Source organism: Geomonas sp. Red32, assembly GCF_023652955.1.
Classification (GTDB): domain Bacteria; phylum Desulfobacterota; class Desulfuromonadia; order Geobacterales; family Geobacteraceae; genus Geomonas.
On sequence record NZ_JAKLOY010000001.1, the window covers coordinates 479,489 to 502,136 of the forward strand.

General features: G+C 64.5%; 15 protein-coding genes. 5 read left to right on the forward strand and 10 right to left on the reverse strand.

Annotated features, from left to right (window positions below; genetic code table 11):
- Positions 1-61: 61 nt before the first annotated feature.
- The 9 genes from L4X63_RS02185 to murI form a co-directional block, all read right to left on the reverse strand.
- A complete protein-coding gene (locus tag L4X63_RS02185) occupies positions 62-1,432 on the reverse strand; it encodes a sigma-54-dependent transcriptional regulator (protein ID WP_250676944.1) in 1,371 nt (456 codons plus the stop codon).
- Between the two features lie 24 nt (positions 1,433-1,456).
- Entirely contained in the window at positions 1,457-2,995 is a 1,539-nt protein-coding gene (locus L4X63_RS02190) for a sensor histidine kinase (RefSeq protein WP_250676945.1), read from the reverse strand.
- A gap of 101 nt (positions 2,996-3,096) precedes the next feature.
- The gene (locus tag L4X63_RS02195; protein WP_250676946.1) at positions 3,097-3,777 is read right to left on the reverse strand and encodes a type II secretion system protein; all 681 of its coding nucleotides are present in this window, start codon (positions 3,775-3,777) and stop codon (positions 3,097-3,099) included.
- The gene (locus L4X63_RS02200; protein WP_250676947.1) at positions 3,774-4,706 is read right to left on the reverse strand and encodes a transketolase family protein; all 933 of its coding nucleotides are present in this window, start codon (positions 4,704-4,706) and stop codon (positions 3,774-3,776) included. Before L4X63_RS02200 ends, L4X63_RS02195 begins: the two co-directional genes overlap by 4 nt.
- 17 nt (positions 4,707-4,723) lie before the next feature.
- The gene (locus L4X63_RS02205; RefSeq protein WP_250676948.1) at positions 4,724-5,548 is read right to left on the reverse strand and encodes a transketolase; all 825 of its coding nucleotides are present in this window, start codon (positions 5,546-5,548) and stop codon (positions 4,724-4,726) included.
- 22 nt (positions 5,549-5,570) lie between these two features.
- A complete protein-coding gene (locus L4X63_RS24005) occupies positions 5,571-6,188 on the reverse strand; it encodes a RomY N-terminal domain-containing regulatory protein (protein WP_250676949.1) in 618 nt (205 codons plus the stop codon).
- Positions 6,189-6,299: 111 nt separating this feature from the next.
- Positions 6,300-8,705, reverse strand: coding sequence for a homocysteine S-methyltransferase family protein (locus L4X63_RS02215; RefSeq protein WP_284694492.1), 2,406 nt, complete (start codon positions 8,703-8,705; stop codon positions 6,300-6,302).
- A gap of 316 nt (positions 8,706-9,021) precedes the next feature.
- Complete coding sequence (locus L4X63_RS02220; RefSeq protein ID WP_250676951.1) at positions 9,022-9,579, reverse strand: GerMN domain-containing protein; 558 nt, start codon at positions 9,577-9,579, stop codon at positions 9,022-9,024.
- Entirely contained in the window at positions 9,563-10,402 is an 840-nt protein-coding gene (gene murI, locus L4X63_RS02225; RefSeq protein WP_250676952.1) for a glutamate racemase, read from the reverse strand. Before murI ends, L4X63_RS02220 begins: the two co-directional genes overlap by 17 nt.
- A 493-nt stretch (positions 10,403-10,895) precedes the next feature.
- Between murI and L4X63_RS02230 the strand changes: the two genes are divergently transcribed.
- Entirely contained in the window at positions 10,896-14,342 is a 3,447-nt protein-coding gene (locus L4X63_RS02230) for a pyruvate carboxylase (RefSeq protein WP_250676953.1), read from the forward strand.
- A gap of 605 nt (positions 14,343-14,947) precedes the next feature.
- On the opposite strand, the gene L4X63_RS02235 is transcribed toward L4X63_RS02230, so the two are convergent.
- Complete coding sequence (locus L4X63_RS02235) at positions 14,948-16,246, reverse strand: nitrite/sulfite reductase (RefSeq protein ID WP_250676954.1); 1,299 nt, start codon at positions 16,244-16,246, stop codon at positions 14,948-14,950.
- A 214-nt stretch (positions 16,247-16,460) separates the two neighbouring features.
- On the opposite strand from L4X63_RS02235, the gene L4X63_RS02240 reads away from it, so the two are divergent.
- The 4 genes from L4X63_RS02240 to nosR all read left to right on the forward strand — a co-directional run bounded on the left by L4X63_RS02240 (position 16,461) and on the right by nosR (position 22,601).
- A complete protein-coding gene (locus L4X63_RS02240; RefSeq protein ID WP_250676955.1) occupies positions 16,461-17,714 on the forward strand; it encodes a sensor histidine kinase in 1,254 nt (417 codons plus the stop codon).
- A gap of 104 nt (positions 17,715-17,818) precedes the next feature.
- Complete coding sequence (locus L4X63_RS02245; protein WP_250676956.1) at positions 17,819-20,287, forward strand: PAS domain S-box protein; 2,469 nt, start codon at positions 17,819-17,821, stop codon at positions 20,285-20,287.
- On the forward strand, positions 20,284-21,051 hold the full coding sequence (locus tag L4X63_RS02250; RefSeq protein ID WP_250676957.1) for a response regulator: 768 nt from the start codon (positions 20,284-20,286) through the stop codon (positions 21,049-21,051). Before L4X63_RS02245 ends, L4X63_RS02250 begins: the two co-directional genes overlap by 4 nt.
- A complete protein-coding gene (nosR, locus tag L4X63_RS02255; RefSeq protein ID WP_250676958.1) occupies positions 21,048-22,601 on the forward strand; it encodes a response regulator c-di-GMP phosphodiesterase, NosR family in 1,554 nt (517 codons plus the stop codon). Before L4X63_RS02250 ends, nosR begins: the two co-directional genes overlap by 4 nt.
- Positions 22,602-22,648: the final 47 nt, after the last annotated feature.

A 22,648-nucleotide genomic window follows, 5' to 3' on the forward strand; every position in this document is an offset into this window, starting at 1 on the left:
ATCCGTGTCATCCGCGTTCTATTGCATTTGACTCAGACTTTGATTCTATCCGCCTTGATCGTTACTTCAGAAAGCCGAACTTCTTCATCCGGTACCTGAACGCGTCGATGCCGAGGTTCAGCTTCTTGGCGGCCTTGGACTGATTCCAGTCGGTCATCTCCAGGGACTGCTTGATCAGCTCGCGCTCGACTTCCTCGATGTCGATCCCCTCCGGCGGAAGCTTGAAGGTCGCCATCGGGACGGTCACCTGCGACGCCTTGGCCACGATCTCCAGCGGGAGGTTCTCCAGCAGCAGGTTCTCGTCGTTGCCGAGGATGATCGCCCTCTCGATGACGTTTTTCAGCTCGCGGATGTTGCCGGGCCAGTTGTACTCGACCAGGAGCTTCTCCGCCATGCTGGAGATCCCCTTCACCTGTTTGTTGAACTCCCTGCCGAACACTTCGATGAAGTGGTTGGCAAGCACCAGGATGTCTTCCTTGCGCTCGCGCAGGGCCGGCAGGAAGATCGGAATGACCTGCAGACGGTAGTAGAGGTCGTTTCTGAAGCTCTTATCCTCGATCGCCTTCAGGAGGTCCTTGTTGGTCGCCGAGATGATCCTGACGTCCACCGGGATGCTCTTGGTCCCGCCGATCCTCCGGAAGGTCCTATCCTCCAAAAAGCGCAGGAGCTTGGCCTGCATCCCGATCTCCATGTCCCCGATCTCGTCGAGGAAAACGGTCCCGCCGTCGGCCAGCTCGAAGAGCCCCTTCTTGGAGCTCTTGGCATCGGTGAAGGCCCCCTTCTCATGGCCGAAGAGCTCGCTCTCCAAAAGGGTGGCCGGCACCGCGGCACAGTTGATCGCCACGAACGGCTTTTCGGAGCGGGCCGACTCGTAGTGGATCCACTTGGCCACCAGCTCCTTGCCGGTCCCCGACTCCCCCTGCACCAGCACGGTGGAGGCGTCGCTCTTGGCCACTTTGGCCATCATGTCGAGCACGTTGCGCATGTGCTTGGAGCTGCCGAGGATCCTCGGGGGGCCGAGCTTCTTGTGCTCACTGCGAAGCTGCACCACCTCGCGGCGCAGGTCCTGGGTCTCCAGGGCCTTCCTTATGACTATGGACATCTCGTCCAGGTTGAAGGGCTTGTTGATGTAGTCGTAGGCGCCGTGGCGCATGGTGTTCACCGCGGTCTCCAAGCCCCCCTGGGCGGTGACCATGATGACCACGATGTCCTCGTCGTACTCCTTCAGGCGCTGCAGCACCTCCAGCCCGTTGATCCCGGGGAGGTGGTAGTCGAGCAGCACCAGTTCCGGCTGCTCCTCGCGGGCGAGCCTCAGCGCGTCCTCGCCGGTTCCCGCCGTACAGACTTCATACCCCTGCTTCTTAAGATTTTGCTCCAACGACCACCGGATGAGGTGCTCGTCGTCAACTACCATGATCTTCGTCTTGCGCATTGATGCTCCTTGGCTTGATCTTGGTCAGGTTGGAGTCGTCGCCGAGGTATCGGGACGCCCGGCAATTGCCGGGTCGATGGCATCCTTCCCGGGGGGAAGCTCCTTGAGGGGTGGGATGCCGCACTTTCCTTCCGGGTGGAAGGCGGGAAGTTCTACGGTGAAGGTGGTCCCCTTGCCGTCCTCGCTCGCCACCGACAGGCGTCCGCCGTGCTGGTCGATCAGCCGGTGGCAGATCGGGAGGCCGAGCCCGGTCCCCTGCGCCTTGGTGGTGAAGAAGGGGGTGAAGATCTTTTCCAGGATCTGGGGAGGGATCCCCTGCCCGGTGTCGGTCACCAGGACCTGCACCATGTCGACGCCCCCCACCTGGGTGATCCCGCTCTTCACGGTCAAGGTGCCTCCCTGCTGCATCGCCTGCACCGCGTTGAGGAAGAGGTTCAGGAAGACCTGCTGCATCTGCTTGGGATCGACGTAGACCGGCGGGAGGCCGGGATCGAGCAGAAGCACCTTCTCGATGTTCTTTCCCCCGCGGTGCTGGGCGGCGAACACCAGGGTCTTCTGGATCGTGTGGTTGAGGTCGGTGCAGGACGGCTCAGGGGCGGTCGGCTTCCCGAAGAAGAGGAGGTCGTTGACCGTCTTGTCCAGCCGGGAGATCTGCTCCAGCACCTCGTTGATGATCATGGTCCGCGGGTCATCGGAGGTGAAGTCGTCCTTCAAGACCGTGATGGCGGCGGCGATCCCGGTCAGGGGGTTCTTGATCTCGTGGGCGATGCCGGCCGCCATCTCCCCCACCGAGGCGAGCCGGTCGGCGCGCTCCATCTGCTGGAAGTGGAAGGCCTCCAGCTCCTTCTTGGCGCTGTCGAGCCTCCCCACCATGGAGTCGAAGCTCTTGATCAGCTGGCCGATCTCGTCCTTGCCGTGGGAGGTCATGCGGACCGAGAGGTCCCCCGCTTCGACCTTGGCCATGTTGTCGCTCATCCGGACCAGCGGCCTTTTGATGAACTTCACCATGACGAAGGAGATGGCGAGCGAAAGGAAGGAGATGATGGCCAGGGTGGAGAGAATGAAGAGGTTGGTGAGCTCCACGATCCTCTTGCGGGTCTCCACCAGCGAGTAGTTGACGTTCAGAAGGCCGATGATACGGCTCTTGTCGCCGTGGCAGAGGTTGCACTGGCGGTCGTTGTAGATCGGCTTCACCATCCCGAGCACCTCACCGTGCCCGTCCAGGTTGAAGACCCCCTCCCGCTTGTTCTCGAGGAAGAGCTTGAAGTCCCGCTCGTCCACCATGCGCCCGACCTCGCCCGGCTGGGAGGACTTGAGGATCACCCCGTGGGGATGGAAGATGCGGACGCCGACCAGCTTCTCGTTCTGCCCCACCATCTCCAGGATCACCTGGACGTCCTCGGTGTTGCCGATCCGCATGGAGTTGTAGACGCTGCGCTCGATGGTGTTGAGGAGGAGTTCGCTGGACTCCCGCGCGGAGTTCAACAGCTGCCGCTGCTCACGCCGCAGGGTGAGAAAGGCGAAGGTGCTGATGCCGAAGACGAGCAGGCAGATCGATAGCACGATGACGCGAGTTGTCAGGCTCTTGAAGATCAGTGATGCCTCCGGAGAGAGTCTCGGGATGTCCGCGCGTCAGGCGGCATGAAAATGGCCGGTCCCGCCGGTCACGGTTTGTTCTGGGACCTGGGGGCGGGCGGGAGTTCGCTGTCGGGCGGCAGCCCGCCAGGACCGGTGGTGGAAAGCCCCTTGACCTGGCCGCCGGTGCCGATCGGCTTGGGCCAGTGGATACAGATAAACTCCCACTCGCTGTAGCTCTTCTTCCCCTCGAAGTCGGCGAAGTCGAAGTCGAGCCAAAAGTTCTCCCGCCCCTGCCTGATCGGCTTCTCTGCGGAGGTGCTCTTCACGCCGACGATGCGCTGATTGGCATCCTTGATGACGTCGAAGTCCTTGTCCTTCCCCGGAAACATCGGGTCCTTGTAGAGCTTCCGGATGCACGGCTTAGGCTTGAGGCCGGTTCCCTTCAGGAGATCCTTCAGGTCGGCCAGGCGCGGCGCATCGTTGGGGATGGTCTGGGGATAGACGGGATAGCCATTGTTGGGCGAGGCCCCCTGGGGCTGCCCGGCGGTGCCGGTCGGCGATGTCGGGACTCCGTTGGGCCAGTACCAGCGCCTGAGGGCCTCCATGTACTGGTGACCCCGCCACAAGAGCTCGGTCTCCCTTTCACGCTGCATCTGCGTCTTCCAGAGCATCGCCGTGCGGGACGCCATCAGCGCCAGGATCACGACCATGACCAAGGCGCCGATGTAGGTCACACCGGAAGAGGATGCCAGCGTACGCCGGATCATTTCTTCCTCGAAACGATCTCCCTGGCTTCCTCGACCAGCGTCTCGGCATTGAGGCCGAAGTACTTGAGGAGTTCGTCCGATTTGCCGGAGATGCCGAAACGGTCCTTGATGCCGACCCGCTTCATGAGGGTCGGGCACTCCTCGGCCAAAAGCTCGGCCACCGCGCCGCCCAGGCCACCCACCACGGAATGCTCCTCGGCGGTGACGATGGCGCCGGTCTCGCGGGCCGCCTTGAGGACGAGCTCCTTGTCGAGCGGCTTGATGGTGCCGATGTGTACCACGCGGGCGGAGATGCCGTCGGCCTGGAGCTTCTCGGCGGCGATCACCGCCTGGGCGGTCATAAGGCCGGTGGTCACGAAGGTGACGTCGCTGCCGTCGGCGAGCTGCACACCCTTGCCGATCTCGAAGGTATGGCCGGCCGGGAAGACGTTGGCGACTTTGTTGCGCCCGAGGCGGACGTAGACCGGCCCCTTGTACTGGGCGGCGGCCCGGATGGCCCCCTTGGTCTCCTCGCCGTCGGCCGGCACGATGACGGTCATGTTCGGGATGGCGCGCATGATGGCGACGTCCTCGACCGACTGGTGGGTCCCGCCGTCCTCGCCGACGGTGATGCCGCCGTGGGTGGCGACGATCTTAACGTTGGCCTTCGGGTAGCAGACCGCCTGGCGGATCTGCTCCCAGGCGCGGCCGGCCGCGAAGATGGCGAAGGTGGAGAGGAAGGGGATCTTGCCGACCGAGGCGAGCCCGGCGGCGGTCCCGACCATGTTGGCCTCGGCGATCCCCATCTGGAAGAAGCGGTTGGGAAATTTCTTGGCGAAGACCCCGGTCTTGGTGGAGCCGGAAAGGTCGGCGTCCAGTGCCACTATATTCTCGTTCTCGGCGCCCAGCTCCGCGAGAGCCTCGCCGTAAGCGTCCCTAGTTGCAATCATGTCGTCGTATCCTTTCTCTAGTCGAAGCAGCCAAGGCACTTCAGGGCCTCGGGAAGCTCTTCGTCGTTGGGGGTGACACCGTGGTAGGAGGCCTTGTTCTCGAAGAGATGGACGCCCTTGCCTTTGACGGTCTTGGCCACGATGGCGGTGGGGGCCCCTTTGAAGGCCTCGGCCTCGTCGAGGGCGGTGAGGATCTGCCCCATGTCGTGACCGTCGATCTCGATCACGTTCCAGCCGAAGGCGGCGAACTTGGCGGCGATGGATTCGACGTTCATCACCTTGGAGACCTGGCCGTCGATCTGCAGCCCGTTGGAGTCGATCAGGGCGCAGAGGTTGTCGCTGCCGTAGTGGGCGGCGGCCATGGCGGCCTCCCAGACCTGCCCTTCCTGGAGCTCGCCGTCGCCGAGCACCGCGTAGACGCGGTTGGCTTTGCCGTCCAGCTTAAGTCCCAGCGCCATGCCGTTGGCCATGGAGAGACCCTGCCCGAGCGAACCGGTGCAGACGTCGACCCCCGGGGTCCCCTTGGAGTCCGGGTGACCCTGGAGATGGCTCCCCAGGCGGCGGAGCATCATGAGGTCCTCGCTCGGGAAGTACCCGCACTCGGCCAGGGTGACGTAGAGGGCCGGGGCGGCGTGCCCCTTGGAGAGAACGAAGCGATCCCTGCCGTCCCAGGTGGGGTCGGCGGGGTTGTGGCGCATCTTGTGGAAATAGAGGGCGCACACCATGTCGATCGCGGAGAGCGATCCGCCGGTATGGCCGGACTGCGACTTGTGCAGGGTTTTCACGATGGCGACCCGCAGCCGCCTCGCCTTCTCTTCCAGCTCTGCAATCTTTTCTTTCACGAAGATTCCTTTCAGGATGGCTTTATTTTTCCTCGCCGGTGATCAGGTAATCGAGGATCACCTCATCGAGGCTACGTTTGGAGGGGGAAGACGAGGGAGTGGTCTGTTGAGGGGTTGCCGCCGTCCGGGCTCCGGCGGGCGGCTGGGAAGCGGCCGTCTGGCCCGGAGCGGCTCCCTGCCCGGCGGAAGGGGCGGGAGCGGATGCCGACCTGGTGAGGTGCGGCGCGTGATGGGCGTGGGGAGCGGCCTTATCCTGCGCTGCGGCCGGCTGGGCAGCGGATGCGGCCTCCGGCTTTGCGGCAGGAGCCTGGGCAGGGGCCTGACCGGCGGCAGGAGCCTCGGTGGCGGCCGGTGCCTCACCGGCATTTTGCGGTGCCTGGCCGAAGATGCGGGCATCGAACTCGCCGCTTTTCAGGCGGCGCATCATGTCCTTGTGCTGCTCCTTCATGATCGACTCGACCACGGTTTCCAGCTGGTCCACCTTGATGATGTCGGCATAGCTGGTTTTGGACGAGGCGATAATGGTCCCTTGGCGGTAAAGCAGGGTAATGATATGCGGGTTGGCCCTGCCACTGTCCTCGGTCTGGACGTGGAAAACCTCACCTTTGTAGCCGATGTTGTGGTTGAATCCTAACACCATCACTCTACCCTCTACGCCAAATGGCGTACCGAGCGCAAGTTAGCACAGCGTACGCGGTGTTGCAAGCGATATTACGTGTGGAAAACTTCGTTATCGGTTCCGCAAAACCGTTTATTTTGCCAGCAGTTTCTTGATCCGCTCCACCGCTTCCATGGCGTCCTTGGCATAGAGGTCGGCGCCGATCTCGTTGGCGTATTCCTGGGTGACGACGGCGCCACCCACCATGGTGAAGGTCTTCACTCCCTGCTCCCTCAGAAGCTTCACCACCACCTCCATCTGGGCCATGGTGGTGGTCATCAGGGCCGAAAGCCCGACCGCGTCCACCTGGTGCTTGAGAGCTTCCTCGAGGATCCTGGCGGAGGAGACGTTCTTGCCGAGGTCGATAACCTCGAAGCCATGGTTTTCCAGCAGGGTGCAGACGATGTTCTTGCCGATGTCGTGGATGTCCCCCTCAACGGTGGCCATGATGATCTTTCCGAGGCTCACCATCGAGCCGGTGTTCATCTCCTGCTTGAGTCTCGTGAAGGCGGTTTTCATGGTGTCGGCGGAAACCATCACCTGCGGGAGGAAGAAGATCCCGCTCCCGAAGCGGCGCCCGACCTCCTCGAGCCCCTTCAGGAGCCCTTCGGTGCTGATCTCCATGGCGGTGAGCCCCTCGGCCAGCGCCTCTTCCACCAGGGCGGTCACCCCTTCCTGCTCGCCCTGGATGATGGCGCGGGCAAGCCGTCCGCGAATCCCTTCCGGCTCGGGAGCGGCAGGCGCGGCGGCGGCCTGGCTCTGAACACCCTTGTAGGCGTCGATGTAGTTGACGGAGTTGACGTCCTTGCCCAGGAGCACCATGGCGCTTCGCCAGGCGGCCATCATCGCCTCCTCCTTCGGATTCACGATGGCGGCGGTAAGCCCGGAGAGCATGGCCATCGAGAAGAAGGTGGAGGAGATGAGCGGGCGGCAGGGAAGGCCGAAGGAGATGTTGCTGACCCCCAGCACGGTGTTGAGCCCCAGCTCCTCGCGTACGCGGCGGATTGCCTCCAGGGTCACCAGGGCTCCCTTCTGCTCGGCGCTCACGGTGAGGGTCAGGCAGTCGACCACCAGGTCGCTCTTGGGAATCCCGTACTCGGCCGCGCGGGCGGCGATCTTGGCGGCGATGGCCACCCTGCCGTCGGCGGTGGCGGGGATCCCCGACTCGTCCAGCGTCAGGCAGACCAGGGCGGCGCCATATTTCTTGGCGAGCGGCAAGACGGCGGAGAGGCTCTTCTCCTCGCCATTCACCGAGTTGATGAGGACCTTGCCGTCGGCGGCCTTAAGACCCGCCTCCAGGGCTACCGGCGAAGAGGAGTCGATCACGAGCGGAGTCTGGACGGCACCGGTGATGCAGAAGACCGCCCGCTCCATGCAGGCGGGCTCGTCCACACCCGGGGCGCCGACGTTGACGTCGAGAAGGGTCGCGCCCAGGGCGGTCTGTTCCTGGGCCTCACGGCGAATGTAGCTGATCTTCCCTTCCCTGAGCTCCTGGGAGTAGAGTTTCTTGCCGGTCGGATTGATTCTCTCCCCGATCACCGCCAGCGGAACGTCGCGCCCGATGGGGGCGAAGGAGCCGCGGCTGGAGATCCAGGTGGTGCCGTTTCCGGCGGCACGCTCGAAGCGCCCCTCCCGGCCCGAGAGCGCCTTTTTCATGGCGGCGATGTGGGCGGGAGTGGTGCCGCAGCAGCCGCCGATGATCCGCACGCCGAGCTCGACCAGCCGGCTGTGGTAGGCGGTCATTTCCTCCGGCGTGGCCGGGAAGACGGTGACGCCATCCTTGAGGATGGGAAGACCGGCGTTGGCCTGGCAGATGAGCGGCAGGGTGGATACCTTGCGCATGGCGGTCAGGATGTCGTACATCCCGTCGACGCCGAGGCCGCAGTTGGAGCCGATGATGGAGGCACCCGCCGCCTCCAGGGTGATGGCGGCCGCCTCCGGAGGGGAGCCGAGCACGCTTCTCCCCATCTCCTCGAAGGTGAGCATGGCGATGACCGGGATGTCGGCGTCGAGCTCGCGGATGGCGATGACCGCCGCGCGGATCTCCTTGATATCGAGGAAGGTCTCCAGCGTGATGGCGTCGCAGCCGGCCTCGATGAGGGCCGCAGCCTGCTCGCGGAAAATGGCGGCCATGGCGTCGAAGGAGAGATCCCCCACCGGCTCCACGAAGCGCCCGGTCGGTCCGATGGAGCCGGCCACGTAGGCTTTCTCCCCCGCCACCTCGCGGGCGAGCTTCACCGCGGCCTTGTTGATCTCCGCCACCCGGTCGCCCAGGCCGTAGTGCTCGAGCTTCGCCGAAGTGCCGCCGAAGGTGTTGGTCACGATGATGTCGGCGCCGGCGTCCAGGTAGGCCTGATGCACCCCGGCCACCACCTCCGGTGCGGTCAGGTTCATCTCTTCGGGAGACTGTCCCGGCTTCAGGCCGCGCGCCTGCAGCATGGTACCCATCGCCCCGTCCAGCACCAGCACCCGCTCTTCCAACGCCTTCATGAACGGCATCATCGAAAACCTCCTAAGAACCAGTTCTCGGTTCTATGTTCTTCGTTCTATGTTAAATGCAAAATGGAAATCTATCTGGTAGGTCGCGTTGAGGCACGAAACGCGACGTTTGACACCGGCCGGAATCGTAGCGTTTCACGGAGAAGCCGTTCAACGCAACCTACGCACCTCTGGACTCTCTATAAAGGAAAGCCGGCTCTCCTGCGTCAAGACGGGTACCCCGCCTTCACTAAAGAGGCCGGCATCTAAATATTCTTTTCAGTCCCTAGTTTCAACGTAGAACCTAGAACGTAGAACCTAAAACCGGTTTCCTCCCTTAAAACTGCTTCTGATAGTCCGGCGCCAGCGGCCCCTTCAGGTCGAGCTTGGCGACCCCGTCGAGCGGGGCCCCGTCGACCAGGATCTGCACCGTCTTCACCTGCGGGAAGTTGGCGGTCACCGAGTCGACCACCGAATAGATGGCGGGAAGCGCCTGCCCGGGCTGGGTCAGATACTCCTTCAGCTCGCCGGTGAAATCGATCTGGGCCACCGGCCCGTTCAGTTTCACCCCGATGATCCTCACGTTGGAGGGAAGCGTAGCGGAGAGCTCCCCCAGGGGACCGCTGATCAACTCGTCGACCACGCTCTCGATGCCGTCCTCAACCCCTTCCTCGATCTCGATCTCGCGCCCCTCGCGGACCAGGCTCTTGCCGTCCGGGGAGGCGAAGAAAAGGGTCACCACCACGCTGCCGGCAGGCTCCTCCTGGGCGGCGGCCGGTGCGGCGGTACGGGTGGTGGTCTGATACTTCCTGATCAGCAGCCCGCCGATCACCACCGCAAACAGCAGAAAGGAGATCAGCAGGATGCCCTTGGCTTTGCTAGTACGCTTCTTCAAGGCTGCCTCCGGACTGAAGATCCTTTTCCAAGTCGACCTGGTACACGTCGCCGAGATTTCCCCCCAGGAAGCGGTTGCCGACCCTGATGAAGCCGGCGGGGACGTCGGTGACGTAGTAGTGATGGTTTCCCAGCTCCCCTTTGGGGCGGAGGAGATCCTGCTCCCCGAGGATTCCCGCAACGGTCAGGGTGGTCTCTTCGGCGGAATCGACCAGGGTGACGCCGGGTCCCATGACCTCGGCGATCACCTTCTTGAGGATGGGATAGTGGGTGCAGCCGAGCACCAGGGTGTCCACCCCCTGCTCCCTGAGGTCGCCCAGGTAGATCCTGGCGGTCAGCCTCGCCACCTCGTTGTCCACCCACCCTTCCTCGGCCAGCGGCACGAAGAGCGGACAGGCGCGGGTCACCACCTCGATATCCGGGTTGATCCTCTTGATGGCCTTGGTGTAGGCGCTCGATCCGATGGTCCCCGCGGTGCCGATCACCCCGACCTTCCCGGTCCTGGTCGCCGCCACCGCCGCCTTCGCCCCCGGCTCGATCACCCCCACCACCGGGACCGGCAGCTCGGCGCTGAGCGAGCCGAGCGCCACCGCCGAGGCGGTGTTGCAGGCCACCACCAGGAGCTTGATGTCCTGGCTCTGCAGATAATGGGCGATCTGGTGCGAGTAACGGATCACGGTCTCGGGGGACTTGGTTCCGTAGGGGACCCGGGCGGTATCCCCAAGATAAATGGTATCCTCCTGGGGAAGGACCCGGACGATCTCCTTGAGAACCGTCAGCCCTCCCACGCCGGAGTCGAAAATGCCGATTGCTTTCCAGTTCAACGTGCTGCTCTCCCTGCTCCGTTTTCGGAACCAGATTGTTTCCGGCCCGGGACTTGACCCCGGCGCCAAAGAGGCTATGTTATTTGATGGCTAGTGGAATTGTCAAGGTTTCATCCCCTTAAAAGGGCGCTCGTTGCCGGGTTTTTCCACCCCCGCCTCCCCGGCGAGCCCACCCTTCCCCCCCGGCAAACCGAGCAATCCCCATCACAGTTCCCGGGCGGCCCGTCCCACGGCGGCCAAAACATGGTTTACCCTTACGAAAACCGCGGCAGGACGCCTAAAAAAGAGTAGTCAAATCAACGGTTTCCCATTGTCATTATAACACCATTGCAGGGTTGACAAATGAATGCGAACATGCTTTCATATAGCGCATTTTCTATAGTTTATAAGTATTCGATTTTACGATAGTTTTTCCTGTTCCAACTGTTTTACCTCTATCACGGCTGTTTTATTCTCACGAAAAAAGAAGTTCAATCTATCAAAGGGAGAGGCAATGGAGGCAAGGAAATTCAAGAAGGTCATGGCGGCCAACCGCGGGGAGATCGCAATCAGGATCTTCCGCGCCTGCACCGAGCTCGGCATCAGCACGGTAGCGATCTACTCGGAAGAGGACAAGCTCTCGCTGCACCGCTACAAGGCCGACGAGGCGTACCAGGTCGGCAAGGGTAAAAGCCCGATCGACGCCTACTTGGGGATCGACGAGATCATCGCGCTCGCCAAGAAGTCCGAGGTCGACGCCATCCACCCCGGCTACGGCTTTTTGGCCGAGAACGCCGAGTTCGCCGAGAAGTGCGAGGCTAACGGCATCGCCTTCATCGGACCCAACGCCACGATGCAGCGCGCCCTGGGCGACAAAGTCGCCGCCCGCAAGGTGGCCAAGGCCGCCGGCGTCCCGACTGTCCCCGGCACCGAAGAACCGATCCAGCACGAAGAGGACGCCCTGATCTTCGCCAAGAACCACGGCTATCCGATCATCATCAAGGCGGCCGCCGGCGGCGGCGGGCGCGGCATGAGGGTGGCCAACGACAAGAAGGAACTTCTCGAAGGTCTCCAGTCCGCCTCCTCCGAGGCGAAGGCCGCCTTCGGCGATGCCTCGGTCTTCCTCGAGCGCTACCTGAAAAACCCCAAGCACATCGAGGTGCAGGTCCTCGGCGACTCCTACGGGAACCTGGTCCACTTCTACGAGCGCGACTGCTCGATCCAGCGCCGTCACCAGAAGGTGGTCGAATTCGCCCCCTCGCTGGCACTCCACGGCGACACCCGCCGCGCCCTTTGCACCGACGCCCTCAAGATCGCCAAGCAGGTCGCCTACCGTAACGCCGGTACCGTCGAATTCCTCCTCGACGAGGAAGGTCGCTACTACTTCATCGAGATGAACCCGAGGATCCAGGTCGAGCACACGGTCACCGAGATGATTACCGGCAGAAACCTCGTCCAGGCCCAGATCCTGATCGCCGAAGGAAAGCGCCTCGCCGATCCGGAGATCAACATCCCCAACCAGGGCTCCATCGAGATGCGCGGCTACGCCATCCAGTGCCGCATCACCACCGAGGACCCGGGGAACAACTTCGCCCCCGACTTCGGCACCCTGAGCACCTATCGCTCCTCGGCAGGCTGCGGCGTCCGTCTCGACGCGGGCAACGCCTTCACCGGCGCCCAGATCACCCCGCACTACGACTCGCTGCTGGTCAAGGTGAGCTCCTGGGGGCTCTCCTTCCAGGCCGCGGCCCACGTCATGAACCGCGCCCTGCAGGAGTTCCGTATCCGCGGCGTGAAGACCAACATCGGCTTTTTGGAGAACGTGATCAACCACCCGGTCTTCGAGGCGGGCGAGTGCAACACCTCCTTCATCGACCAGCACCCGGAGCTCCTCGTCATCAAGGAGAAGAAGGACCGCGCCAACAAGGTGCTGAACTTCCTGGGCGAGGTCATCGTCAACGGCTCGCCCGGCGTCGCCGTCCCCCTGAAATCCTCCCAGCTGCTGGAGGCCCAGGTACCAGCGGGCGACTTCTCTTCCAACAAGCCGAAGGGGACCAAGGACATCCTGCGCGAGCAGGGCGCCGAGGGACTCGCCAAGTGGGTACTGGAGCAGAAGAAGCTTCTCATCACCGACACCACCATGCGCGATGCCCACCAGTCGCTCTTGGCCACCCGCGTGAGGAGCTACGACATCCTCAAGATCGCCGACGCTACCAGCCACCTGGGGAGCGACCTCTTCTCGCTGGAGTGCTGGGGCGGCGCCACCTTCGACGTCTCCATGCGCTTTTTGAAGGAAGATCCCTGGCAGAGGCTGCACGACCTCTCCGAGTCGGTCCCCAACGTCCTCTTCCAGATGCTCCTGAGGGGCGCCAACGCGGTCGGCTACACCAACTACCCGGATAACATCGTCGAGCGCTTCGTGGCCGAGGCGGCCGCTTCCGGCGTCGACGTCTTCCGCGTCTTCGACTCCCTCAACTGGACCCGCGGCATGACCACGGCCATGGACGCGGTGCGTAAATCGGGCAAGATCTGCGAAGCCGCCATCTGCTACACCGGCGACATCTCCGATCCGACCCGCACCAAGTATCCCCTCTCCTACTACGTCTCCATGGCGAAGGAGCTGGAGAAGATGGGTGCCCACATCCTCGCCATCAAGGACATGGCCGGCCTCTTGAAGCCGTACGCCGGCTACCAGCTGGTCAAGGCCTTGAAGGAAGAGATCGGCATTCCGATCCACCTGCACACCCACGACACCTCCGGCAACGGCGGGGCGCTGCTCCTGATGGCGGCCCAGGCCGGGGTCGATATCGTCGACGCGGCACTTTCCTCCATCTCCGGCCTCACCTCGCAGCCTAACCTCAACGGCCTGGTGGCGACCCTCAAGGGGACCGAGCGCGACCCGCTGGTCAACGAGCGCGGCCTCCAGCAGCTCGCCAACTACTGGGATTCCGTGCGCGACTACTACGCACCGTTCGAGTCGGGGCTGAAAAGCGGCACCGCCGAGGTCTACCACCACGAGATCCCGGGCGGCCAGTACTCCAACTTCAAGCCGCAGGTGGCGGGCTTGGGGCTCATCGACCGCTGGGAAGAGTGCAAGGAGATGTTCCACCAGGTGAACATGCTGTTCGGCGACCTGGTCAAGGTCACCCCCTCCTCCAAGATCGTGGGCGACATGGCCATGTTCATGGTGAAGAACAACCTCCAGCCGGAGGACCTCTTCGTCCCGGGCGCCGACTTCGCCTTCCCCGAGTCGGTCGTCGGCTTCTTCAAGGGGATGATCGGCCAGCCGTACCAGGGCTTCCCGCAGGAGCTGCAGAAGATCATCCTGAAGGGCGAGCAGCCGATCACCTGCCGTCCCGGCGAGCTCCTCGAGCCGGGCAATTTCGAGAAGGAGCGCGCCGCCGCGGCCGCCAAGGTCGGCCACCCGGTCAACGACAAGGACCTGATGTCCTACATCATGTACCCGAACGTCTACGTCGAGTTCGACAAGCACCGCCAGGAGTTCTCCGACATCTCGGTGATCCCGACCCCGATCTTCTTCTACGGCCTCGAGCCGGGGCAGGAGACCTCCATCGAGATCCAGCCGGGCAAGACCCTGATCGTGAAGCTGAACGCCATCGGCGGCATCCAGGCCGACGGCACCAGGAAGGTCTACTTCGAGCTCAACGGCAACGCCAGAAGCGTCACCGTCCGCGACCAGTCGGTCCAGAGCGACACCGCCTCCCGCGAGCGGGCCGACAAGAGCAACCCGAAGCAGGTCGGCGCCCCCATGCCGGGCAAGGTGCTCAAGGTGAACGTGAAGCCGGGCGACAACGTCAAGGCCGGCGACATCCTCGCCGTCACCGAGGCGATGAAGATGGAGACCAACATCAAGGCCAAGGAAGACGGCACCGTGGCCGAGGTCCGCTGCAAGGAAAACGAGAAGGTCGAGAAGGAAGACCTCCTCTTCGTGATGGCCTAGACCGGCCGGGGGGGCGGGCTCCTTTACCGGAACCCGCCCCCTTTTTTGAGCTTTCGACGGGGGACGCCAATATTGTGACGCCCCCCGTTTTTGCGTCCCACCAGCTGCCTAAAAAATAGGCGTTTTGCTAGAAAACCCCCTCGCAGGCGATAATTTTCCCGGTTACCCCGCCCTTTTCCACATGGTTATCCACAGCACCCGTGGATAGAAGCGCCTGCATTGGCTACCCTCTAGGACCATGCGGCCGCTAAACTTCCGATTTTGTCCACTTTTACCCCGCTCGAAGCCTGATCGACAATTTTGTGACGGTTTTCCTGACACTCCCTCCCCGCTGGTGGCAGAAAATCCCCCGCTCCGGCAAGCGGTTTAATGTGGACCAGACGGGAAGCACTCACATTAAAAGCGCGGCTCAGCGGTGGTTTCTTCCTGCGTCCCCGCCTTTCCAAGCGCTCCCCATCCTCACCCCGGCCCTCCCCTTGAAGGGGAGGGAGCAGTTGGAAGAGGGGATAAAAAAAAGGGCGGTACCCGTTGGGGGGCCGCCCTTTTTTGTTTGTTCCGGTTTCCTTCAGCCCCCCCTCACGGTGGCAGGGGTTGAGGGGCATCCGTTACCCGATGCGCCGGATCTCCTCCAATAGCTCGTTCAGGGTGAGCCCCTGCTGGACCGGGATGCCGAAGGGGCGGTCTCCCTTGCGGTAGAGGTCGAAACGCGGAGTCCGCCCGGCGGGGTCGTTCGCCAGCCGGGAGGCGATGATCCCCACCTCGGCCAGTTGCGGCTGGGCGCAGGAGTTGTGGCAGCCGGAGATGGCCCAGTTCAGGGAGGTTCCCGCCTCGGACATGGCGTCGGTGATGGCCCGGGCCACCTCGCGGGTGGGGGCGAGCCCCATCATGCACTCGTGGGTGCCGGGGCAGACCCGGATGACGACCCGTTCGCGGGGATCGGATCCGGCGAAGCCGGCGGCGGCCAGCGCCTGACGGGCCTCGTCGGGATCGCTCCCCGGGGCCACGTGCAGCACCACGTTCTGGTCGCCGGTGATCATGAGGACCCCGCCGCAGAACCGGGTGGCCACGTCGGCCAGAGCGGCCAGGGAGTCGGCCGGGAGCTCGCCGGAGAAGACGTGGGCCTCCAGGCGGCCGGCCGGCTGCTCGGGGGGACGGACCAGCGCGCCGGTCAGGCTCGGCACGGTGGGAAGGAGCTCGGCGGTGGCGGGATCTTCCAGTACCCGGCGGCGGAACTCCTCGACCCCGATCTCCCGGACCAGGTGCTTGAGACGTTTACCCGGCGGGGTGTTGGCCTCGTACACCCTGAGCACCGTCTCGACGAGCGGGATCAGGGAGTCCTCGGGAAGTGCCCTCGCCAGCAGGAACCCCGGCGACGGCTCGCGGCCGAGACCGCCGGCGGCCCAGACGTCGAAACGGGAGACCCCGTCGGCATCGGGCGCCGCCACGAAGCCCAGGTCCTGGATCAGGTGACGGCCGGTCGCGGTGTCGGCCTCGACAGCGATCTTGAACTTCTTGGGGAGCTTTTCGAAGCGGGGGTTGCCGGAGAAGTACCGGTGGATCTTTCTCACCAGCGACTCCAGGCGCGGAGCTCCGGCCGCTCCCAGGCTCCCGCAGACCACCCCGCGGACGGCGCCGCCGCAGGCGCCCCGGTTGACGAGCCCCACCCGGGCGAGCTGGGCCGCCACCGGGATCAGGTCGTCTTCGGTAAGCCAGTGGAGCTCGATGCTCCCGCGGGTGGTGAGGTGGACCATGCCGCGGGCTACGCGCCCGGCCACCTCCGCCACCGTGAGCGCCTGCTCGGCGGAGATGATACCGGCGGGGAGCTTGATCCGCTGCATGAAATGATCTTTCTGGCGCTGGGGGTAAATCCCTTCCAGGCGCAGGTTCTGCCTGTCGATCTGCATGAAGACTCCTTTGTGCAACCGGGGATCGGCCCGGCGGATACGATGGGTGGGAAGGCCGATATTACAATTAACTCGCCGCGGTGTCATCAATTAATGAGCCCCCTTCGCTTCCCTCAAAAAGTCCTTGAGCACCCTCCGGTTCCCGCCGATAGATAGTTAAGACCTCTTGGCCTCCTGCTTCATGAAACGCCCCCCGGGCGACTGCGGCTGACCGATGAATAAAGAAAACGACAAACCAACAGTGCTGGTGGTGGACGACAGCAGGTCGATCCGCAGCTATGTGAAGACGCTTTTGCGCGACGCCGGGTGCCGCGTGCTCGAGGCCGCCGACGGCAAGGCCTGTCTGAAGACGATCGAGAGCGAGAATCCGGACGTGGTGCTGCTCGACATGGAGATGCCGGGGATGTCGGGGCTCGAGGTGGTGAAGATCGCCGCGGCGAGCCCGCACCTCTTCTCGATCATCCTCTTCACCACCGGCACCTCGCAAAACGAGGTGGCCACCGGGCTGAACCTCGGGGCCGACGATTACATCACCAAGCCGATCACCGAGGTGGAGCTTTTGGCCAGGGTCCACGCGGCGGTCAGGAACGTGCAGCAAAAGCGCGCCCTTTCCCGGGCCCGCCACGAGACCGAGGCGGCCCTGGCCGAGCTGACCCACGCCCAGCAAAAGCTCGTCGAGCAGGAGACGGTGTCGGCGGTGGCGAGGCTTGCGGCCGGCGCCGCCCACCACATCAACAACCCCCTCGGGTTCGTGATGAGCAACATCTCGGCCCTCGAGCGGTACGTGGGGTCCCTCTTGAAGCACGCCGACGCGCTCTCCGCCGAGCTCCGCCAGGCGAGCCCGCACGCGGACGGCATCGTCGCCGAACTGGAGCGCGTCCACCGCTTCCGGCAGATCCGGGACGACCTCCCTTCCCTCGTCCAGGAGACCCGGGAAGGGGGGCAGCGGATCGCGCTGATCATCCAGCAGATGGCCCAGCTGGAGCTCGGGCTGGCCGGGCACCTCACCACCGACCTCGACCTCGTCCGGCTGCTGAAGCCGCTGGTGGAAATGCTGACGGTACTGGCACCTCCCGGCACCAAGGTACAGTGGAGAGCCCCGGACGAGCTGGTCATGGTACACGGCTCCCAGGTCCAGCTGAACACCGCGCTGGTAGCACTTTTGAAAAACGCCTGCGAGGCGCTCGGCACCGCCCCCGGGACCATCTCGGTGACCGTCGACTCCCACCCGCACACCGCCGAGATCACCATCGTCAACGACGGAGCCGGCATCCCGGCGGAGGATCTCCCCTCCCTGTTCGAGCCATTTTTCACCACCAAGACCCCCGAAAGCCACGTCGGCCTCGGCCTGACCATCGCCCAGCGGTTCATCGCGGCCCACGGCGGGCACCTCTCCCTGGCGAGCGGTGCCGGGGGGACCAAGGTGAAGGTGAGGCTCCCGCGGGAGCATTCCATGGTCGTGCAGTAGAGCCGTCACGGGATGCGGCCATAACCACAGGGCGCGTCCCTCAGGATTAAGGATCGGCCGCCGGGGCACCCGCCACCGGACCGGCCATAGCGGAGGAATACTACTTGTCCGTTCGACCAACGACAAGCATCACGGCGAAGATCGCCGTCCCGGTCCTCCTCGTGGTGGCGCTTTTGGCCCTGCTGGAGCTGGCCGAGTACCACTCCCTGGGCCACATCGTGGACACGGAGGTGGCGCCCAGCCGGGGTGCGGCCATCCTGAGTGGCGCCCGGATCTTCTTGGCGGTCAACATGGCCGCCCTTTTGGGGGTCTGGCTGCTGGTGGTCCGGCTCCTCCGCCGCGACGTCAGCGAACCGCTGCGCGAGCTGGCCGGGCGGGTGCTGGCCGAGACCGGGGGGGAGGATGAGCCCGGCGAGAGGACACCCGCAGCAAGGGGCGGCACTGCCCCGGCGGGGTGCGACTCCGGCGCCGGGGCCGAAATGGAGACGCTCAGGTGCGGGATGGAGCAGCTGGTGCACGAGGCCAAGCGCAAGGAGGAGCTCTGCAACGTCTACCGCACCCTCGACGACCAGCGCCGGCTCGCGGAAGCGATCCTGGAGAGCACCACCGCCCCGCTCTTCGCCATCGACCGCGAGCACCGGATCATCGCCTGGAACCGCGCCATGGCCGAACTGAGCGGACTCGGCGCCGAGGAGGTGATCGGGACCACCCGGCAGTGGGTGCCGTTTTACCCGAGCAGCCGCCCGACGCTCGCCGACCTGGTGATGGACGGCGAGCTCGCCAAGACGGGGAGCTACTACGACACCTTCACCGTCGACACCGCCAATGAGGGGATGGTGAGGGCGGAGGCCTGGTTCCAGGCCCTCAACGGCGAGAGCCGCTACCTCTTCTTCGACGCCGCCCCGGTGATCCGGAACGGGGAGCCGATCGCGGTGGTGGAGACCCTGCGCGACATCACCGAGCGGGTCCGGGCCCAGGATTCGCTCCGCCTCTTCTCCCGGGCGGTGGACCAAAGCTCCAGCTCGATCCTCATTACCGACCGGAGCGGGACCATCCAGTACGTGAACCGGAAGTTCTGCGAGGTGACCGGCTACACGGCGGAGGAGGTCCTCGGCCAGACCCCTAAAATCCTCAAGTCGGGGAGGCAGCCCTCGGAGGTCTACCAGGTACTGTGGGAGACCATCGCGGCGGGGCACGAGTGGCAGGGGGAATTCAACAACCGGCGCAAGGACGGGACGGTCTTCTGGGTCAACGCCCTCATCTCACCGATCTGCGACCAGGCGGGCAACGTCACCCACTTCCTCGGGATCACCGAAGACATCACCTCCCGCAAACAGGCCGAGCGCGAGCTGGTCAAGAAGCAGGCCGAGCTGGTGCTGCAACACGAGCAGCTCACCTCCCTCTTCAGGCAGATGGAACACGCCAAGCTGGAGTGGGAGCAGACCATGGACTGCATCGACGACATGCTCGCCCTGGCCGACAGCCGGGGGAGGATCAGGCGCTGCAACCGGGCCTTCGCCGCCCTGGCGGGGTGCGCCTACCCGGAGATCCTCAACCGCGACTGGCGCGTCCTTTTACGGGAGGGGGGGCTCGACCCGGAGGCGGTGGAAAGCGAATCGGGGGAGATCTACCACGAGGGGAGCCGGCGATGGCTGTCGCTCAAGAGCTACAGCTACGGAAACGGCAGCGGCGAGGTGATCACCCTGCACGACCTGACCAGCATCAGGGAGGTCTCCGACCAGTTGAGCGCCGCCTATCTGGAGCTCAAGGAGACCCACTCCCAGCTGCTGCACCAGGAGAAGATGGCCTCCATCGGCCAGCTGGCGGCGGGGGTCGCCCACGAGATCAACAACCCCATCGGGTTCATCTCCAGCAACCTCACCACCATGGGGAAATACCTCGGGCGGCTGGAGAATTTCCTCGCCTTGCAGTCCGCCGGGGTGGAGGAGTTCGCCCCCGCCGGGAAGCGGGAGGAGATGGCCCAGGCGAGGCGCGAGATGAAGATCGACTACGTCCTCAAAGACGCCCACAGCCTCATCGACGAGTCGCAGGACGGCACCGAGCGGGTCCGCACCATCGTGCAGAACCTGAAGAGCTTCTCCCGCATCGACGATTCCCAGGCGAGCTGGGTCGATCTCAACGAATGCCTGGAGAGCACCATCACCATCGCCTGGAACGAGCTCAAGTACAAGACGACCCTGAAGCGGGACTACGGGCAGCTGCCACAGGTGAAATGCCTCGCCCAGCAGCTCAACCAGGTCTTCCTGAACATCCTGGTCAACGCGGCACACGCCATCGAGAAACAGGGAGACATCACCGTCGCCACCCGTCACGAGGGGGACCAGGTCTCCATCGCCATCGGCGACACCGGCTGCGGGATCCCCCCCGAGGTCGTCAACCGGATCTTCGAGCCGTTTTTCACCACCAAGGAGATCGGCAAGGGGACCGGGCTCGGGCTGTCGATCAGCTACGACATCATCAAGAACCATAACGGTACCATCGAGGTGGAGAGCACCCCCGGGGTGGGGACCACCTTCACCATCAGGCTGCCGGTAGGAGGAGACAAACCATGAACAGGATCAGGATCCTGTGCGTCGACGACGAGCGGAACGTGCTCCGCGCCCTGGAAAGGATCTTCATGGACTACGACTACGAGATCCTCACCGCCTCCTCGGGGGAGGAGGCGCTCCAGCTCTTGGCGGAGGCACCCGTGGTGCGGGTGGTGATCTCGGACTACCGGATGCCGGGGATGAACGGGGTCGATTTCCTCAAAGAGGTCTGCGCGCAGCGCCCGGAGACCATCCGGATCGTGCTCTCCGGCTATGCCGACACCGCCGCCGTGGTGGCCGCCATCAACGAGGGGAAGATCTACAAGTTCATTCCCAAGCCATGGAACGACGACGAGTTGCGGCTCACGGTGGAGAAGGCGCTGGAGACCTTCGATATCCACCGCCACAACCAGGAGCTCGCCGAGGAACTCACGCGCAAGGACGAGGAACTGGCGCGGCTCAAGGGGGGGGCGGGGAGAAGCGCTCAGGCGCTGGACGATCTCCCGGTGGGGATCCTTTCGGTCGACCGGGAGGGGTGCGTGCGGGAGATCAACCGGGCGGCCGCGGCCATGCTCGGCGTCACCAGGGAGGAGGCCGCCACCTGCCGGCTGGCCACCCATTTCCCGTTCCTGCAGCCGCCTGGTGGGGCAACCGACCACTGGCGGACCGCGGTGGGAACCAACGAGCTCCTGGTAGGGCAGAGCGAGACGCTCCGGGACGGGGAGCCGATGGTGCTGATCGCCATGATGTGGGCGGACGAGGGCCGCGAAGGGAGTAAGAGCGCATGAGCAGCGAAATGTCCAAGGTCTTGCTGGTAGACGACGAGGAAAACATCGTCCGCGCAATCACCAGGCTGCTGCTCGGCGAGGAGAGCTCGCTGGAGGTGCTGACCGCCAACTCCGGCACGGAAGGGCTCCAGGTGCTCGAGTCGCACCCGGACGTGGCGCTCATCCTCTCCGACCAGAGGATGCCGGGGATGTCGGGGGCGGAGTTCCTGCAGAAGGCGCGGGAGATCGCACCGGAGGCGGTCCGGGTGGTGCTGACCGGCTACGCCGACGTGACCGCCACCATCGACGCCATCAACAAGGGGGGGGCTTCCCACTACCTCACCAAGCCGTGGGACGACGGACTGCTCCTGACCACCATCCGGGAAGGGGTCCGGCAGTTCAGGCTCATCCAGGAAAACCGGGAGCTGAACGCGCTGGTGGAGAAACAGAACCGGGAGCTGGCCGAGTGGAACGCCGGGCTCAAGGGGAGGGTCCTCGACCAGACGGCCACCATCCGGAGACAAAACGACGAGCTCAGGGAGAGAAACCGCCAGGTGAGCGAATCGTTCCGCCAGACCATCGTCGCCTTCTCCCGGCTGGTGGAGCTTCACTCGAGCACCCTCCAGGAGCATACGAGAAACGTCACCGAGCTCTGCGAGCGGGCCGCCGCCTCGCTGGGGCTGGAGGGCGAGGAGACCGAGACGCTCAAGACCGCCGCCCTGCTCCACGATATCGGGGTGATCGGGATCTCCCCCAAGATCGTCCAGAAACGGCTTGCCAACATGACCGCCGAGGAGCAGGAGATCTTCCTCCAGCACGCGGTGCGGGGACAGACCGCCATCGACGCGGTGGCGGAGCTCAGGAAGGCGGGGGGATTCATCAGGCACCACCACGAGCGCTTCGACGGAGCCGGGGTCCCGGACCGTCTCGCGGGCGGCGATATTCCGCTCGGCGCGCGCATCATCGCCTTCGCCGACTTCATCGACCGCGAGCTCGACGGTCAGCGGGGGGAAGCGCCGGTGGCGCGGGTCCTGGCCAAGGCGGCCGGCGCCCTGGGGAGGGAGCTCGACCCCGAGCTCTACCCGGTCATGGAGCCCCATGTCCGCGACCTCTACCTGGCCGGGACGGCGGCGTCCTCCTCCCCCGCGGAGGAGATGGAAGTCCGCCCCCGCCAGCTCATCGAGGGAATGGTGCTCACCCGGGCCGTCTACAGCGGCTCCGGACTGCTCTTGGTCGACGGGGGGACCGTGCTCGACGCCGGCAGCATCGCCGTCATCCAGCGCCACTACAAGGTCGATCCACCGGCCGGGGGCATCCACGTCGGGCTCCGCCTCGCCTCCGACGGGCGCGAGGAGAGCGGCGCCGGGACCGGCGAACGGGAGCTCCCCCCGGAAAGGCTCCGCGAGGGAATGCGGATCTCCCGCAGCCTCTACAGCGGCACCGGGCTGCTCCTCCTCACCGCCGGAACCGCCCTCGACACCGGGAGCATCGAGGCGGTCAAACGGTACTACCGGATCGATCCCCCCTCCGGCGGGGTCTATATCACCCCTTCGCAGGAACTCGCTTCCTGACGGAGCCATCCGGGGCAGACCGTCTGAGGCCGCTCCCCCTATGGTCC

What these genes read in the sequence shown, in the direction of transcription:
- L4X63_RS02185 (WP_250676944.1), bottom strand. Translation starts at nt 1,432, where the DNA reads ATGCGCAAGACGAAGATCATGGTAGTTGACGACGAGCACCTCATCCGG.
- L4X63_RS02195 (WP_250676946.1), bottom strand. Translation starts at nt 3,777, where the DNA reads ATGATCCGGCGTACGCTGGCATCCTCTTCCGGTGTGACCTACATCGGC.
- L4X63_RS02200 (WP_250676947.1), bottom strand. Translation starts at nt 4,706, where the DNA reads ATGATTGCAACTAGGGACGCTTACGGCGAGGCTCTCGCGGAGCTGGGC.
- L4X63_RS24005 (WP_250676949.1), bottom strand. Translation starts at nt 6,188, where the DNA reads ATGGTGTTAGGATTCAACCACAACATCGGCTACAAAGGTGAGGTTTTC.
- L4X63_RS02215 (WP_284694492.1), bottom strand. Translation starts at nt 8,705, where the DNA reads ATGCCGTTCATGAAGGCGTTGGAAGAGCGGGTGCTGGTGCTGGACGGG.
- L4X63_RS02230 (WP_250676953.1), top strand. Translation starts at nt 10,896, where the DNA reads ATGGAGGCAAGGAAATTCAAGAAGGTCATGGCGGCCAACCGCGGGGAG.
- L4X63_RS02235 (WP_250676954.1), bottom strand. Translation starts at nt 16,246, where the DNA reads ATGCAGATCGACAGGCAGAACCTGCGCCTGGAAGGGATTTACCCCCAG.
- L4X63_RS02240 (WP_250676955.1), top strand. Translation starts at nt 16,461, where the DNA reads ATGAATAAAGAAAACGACAAACCAACAGTGCTGGTGGTGGACGACAGC.
- L4X63_RS02250 (WP_250676957.1), top strand. Translation starts at nt 20,284, where the DNA reads ATGAACAGGATCAGGATCCTGTGCGTCGACGACGAGCGGAACGTGCTC.
- nosR (WP_250676958.1), top strand. Translation starts at nt 21,048, where the DNA reads ATGAGCAGCGAAATGTCCAAGGTCTTGCTGGTAGACGACGAGGAAAAC.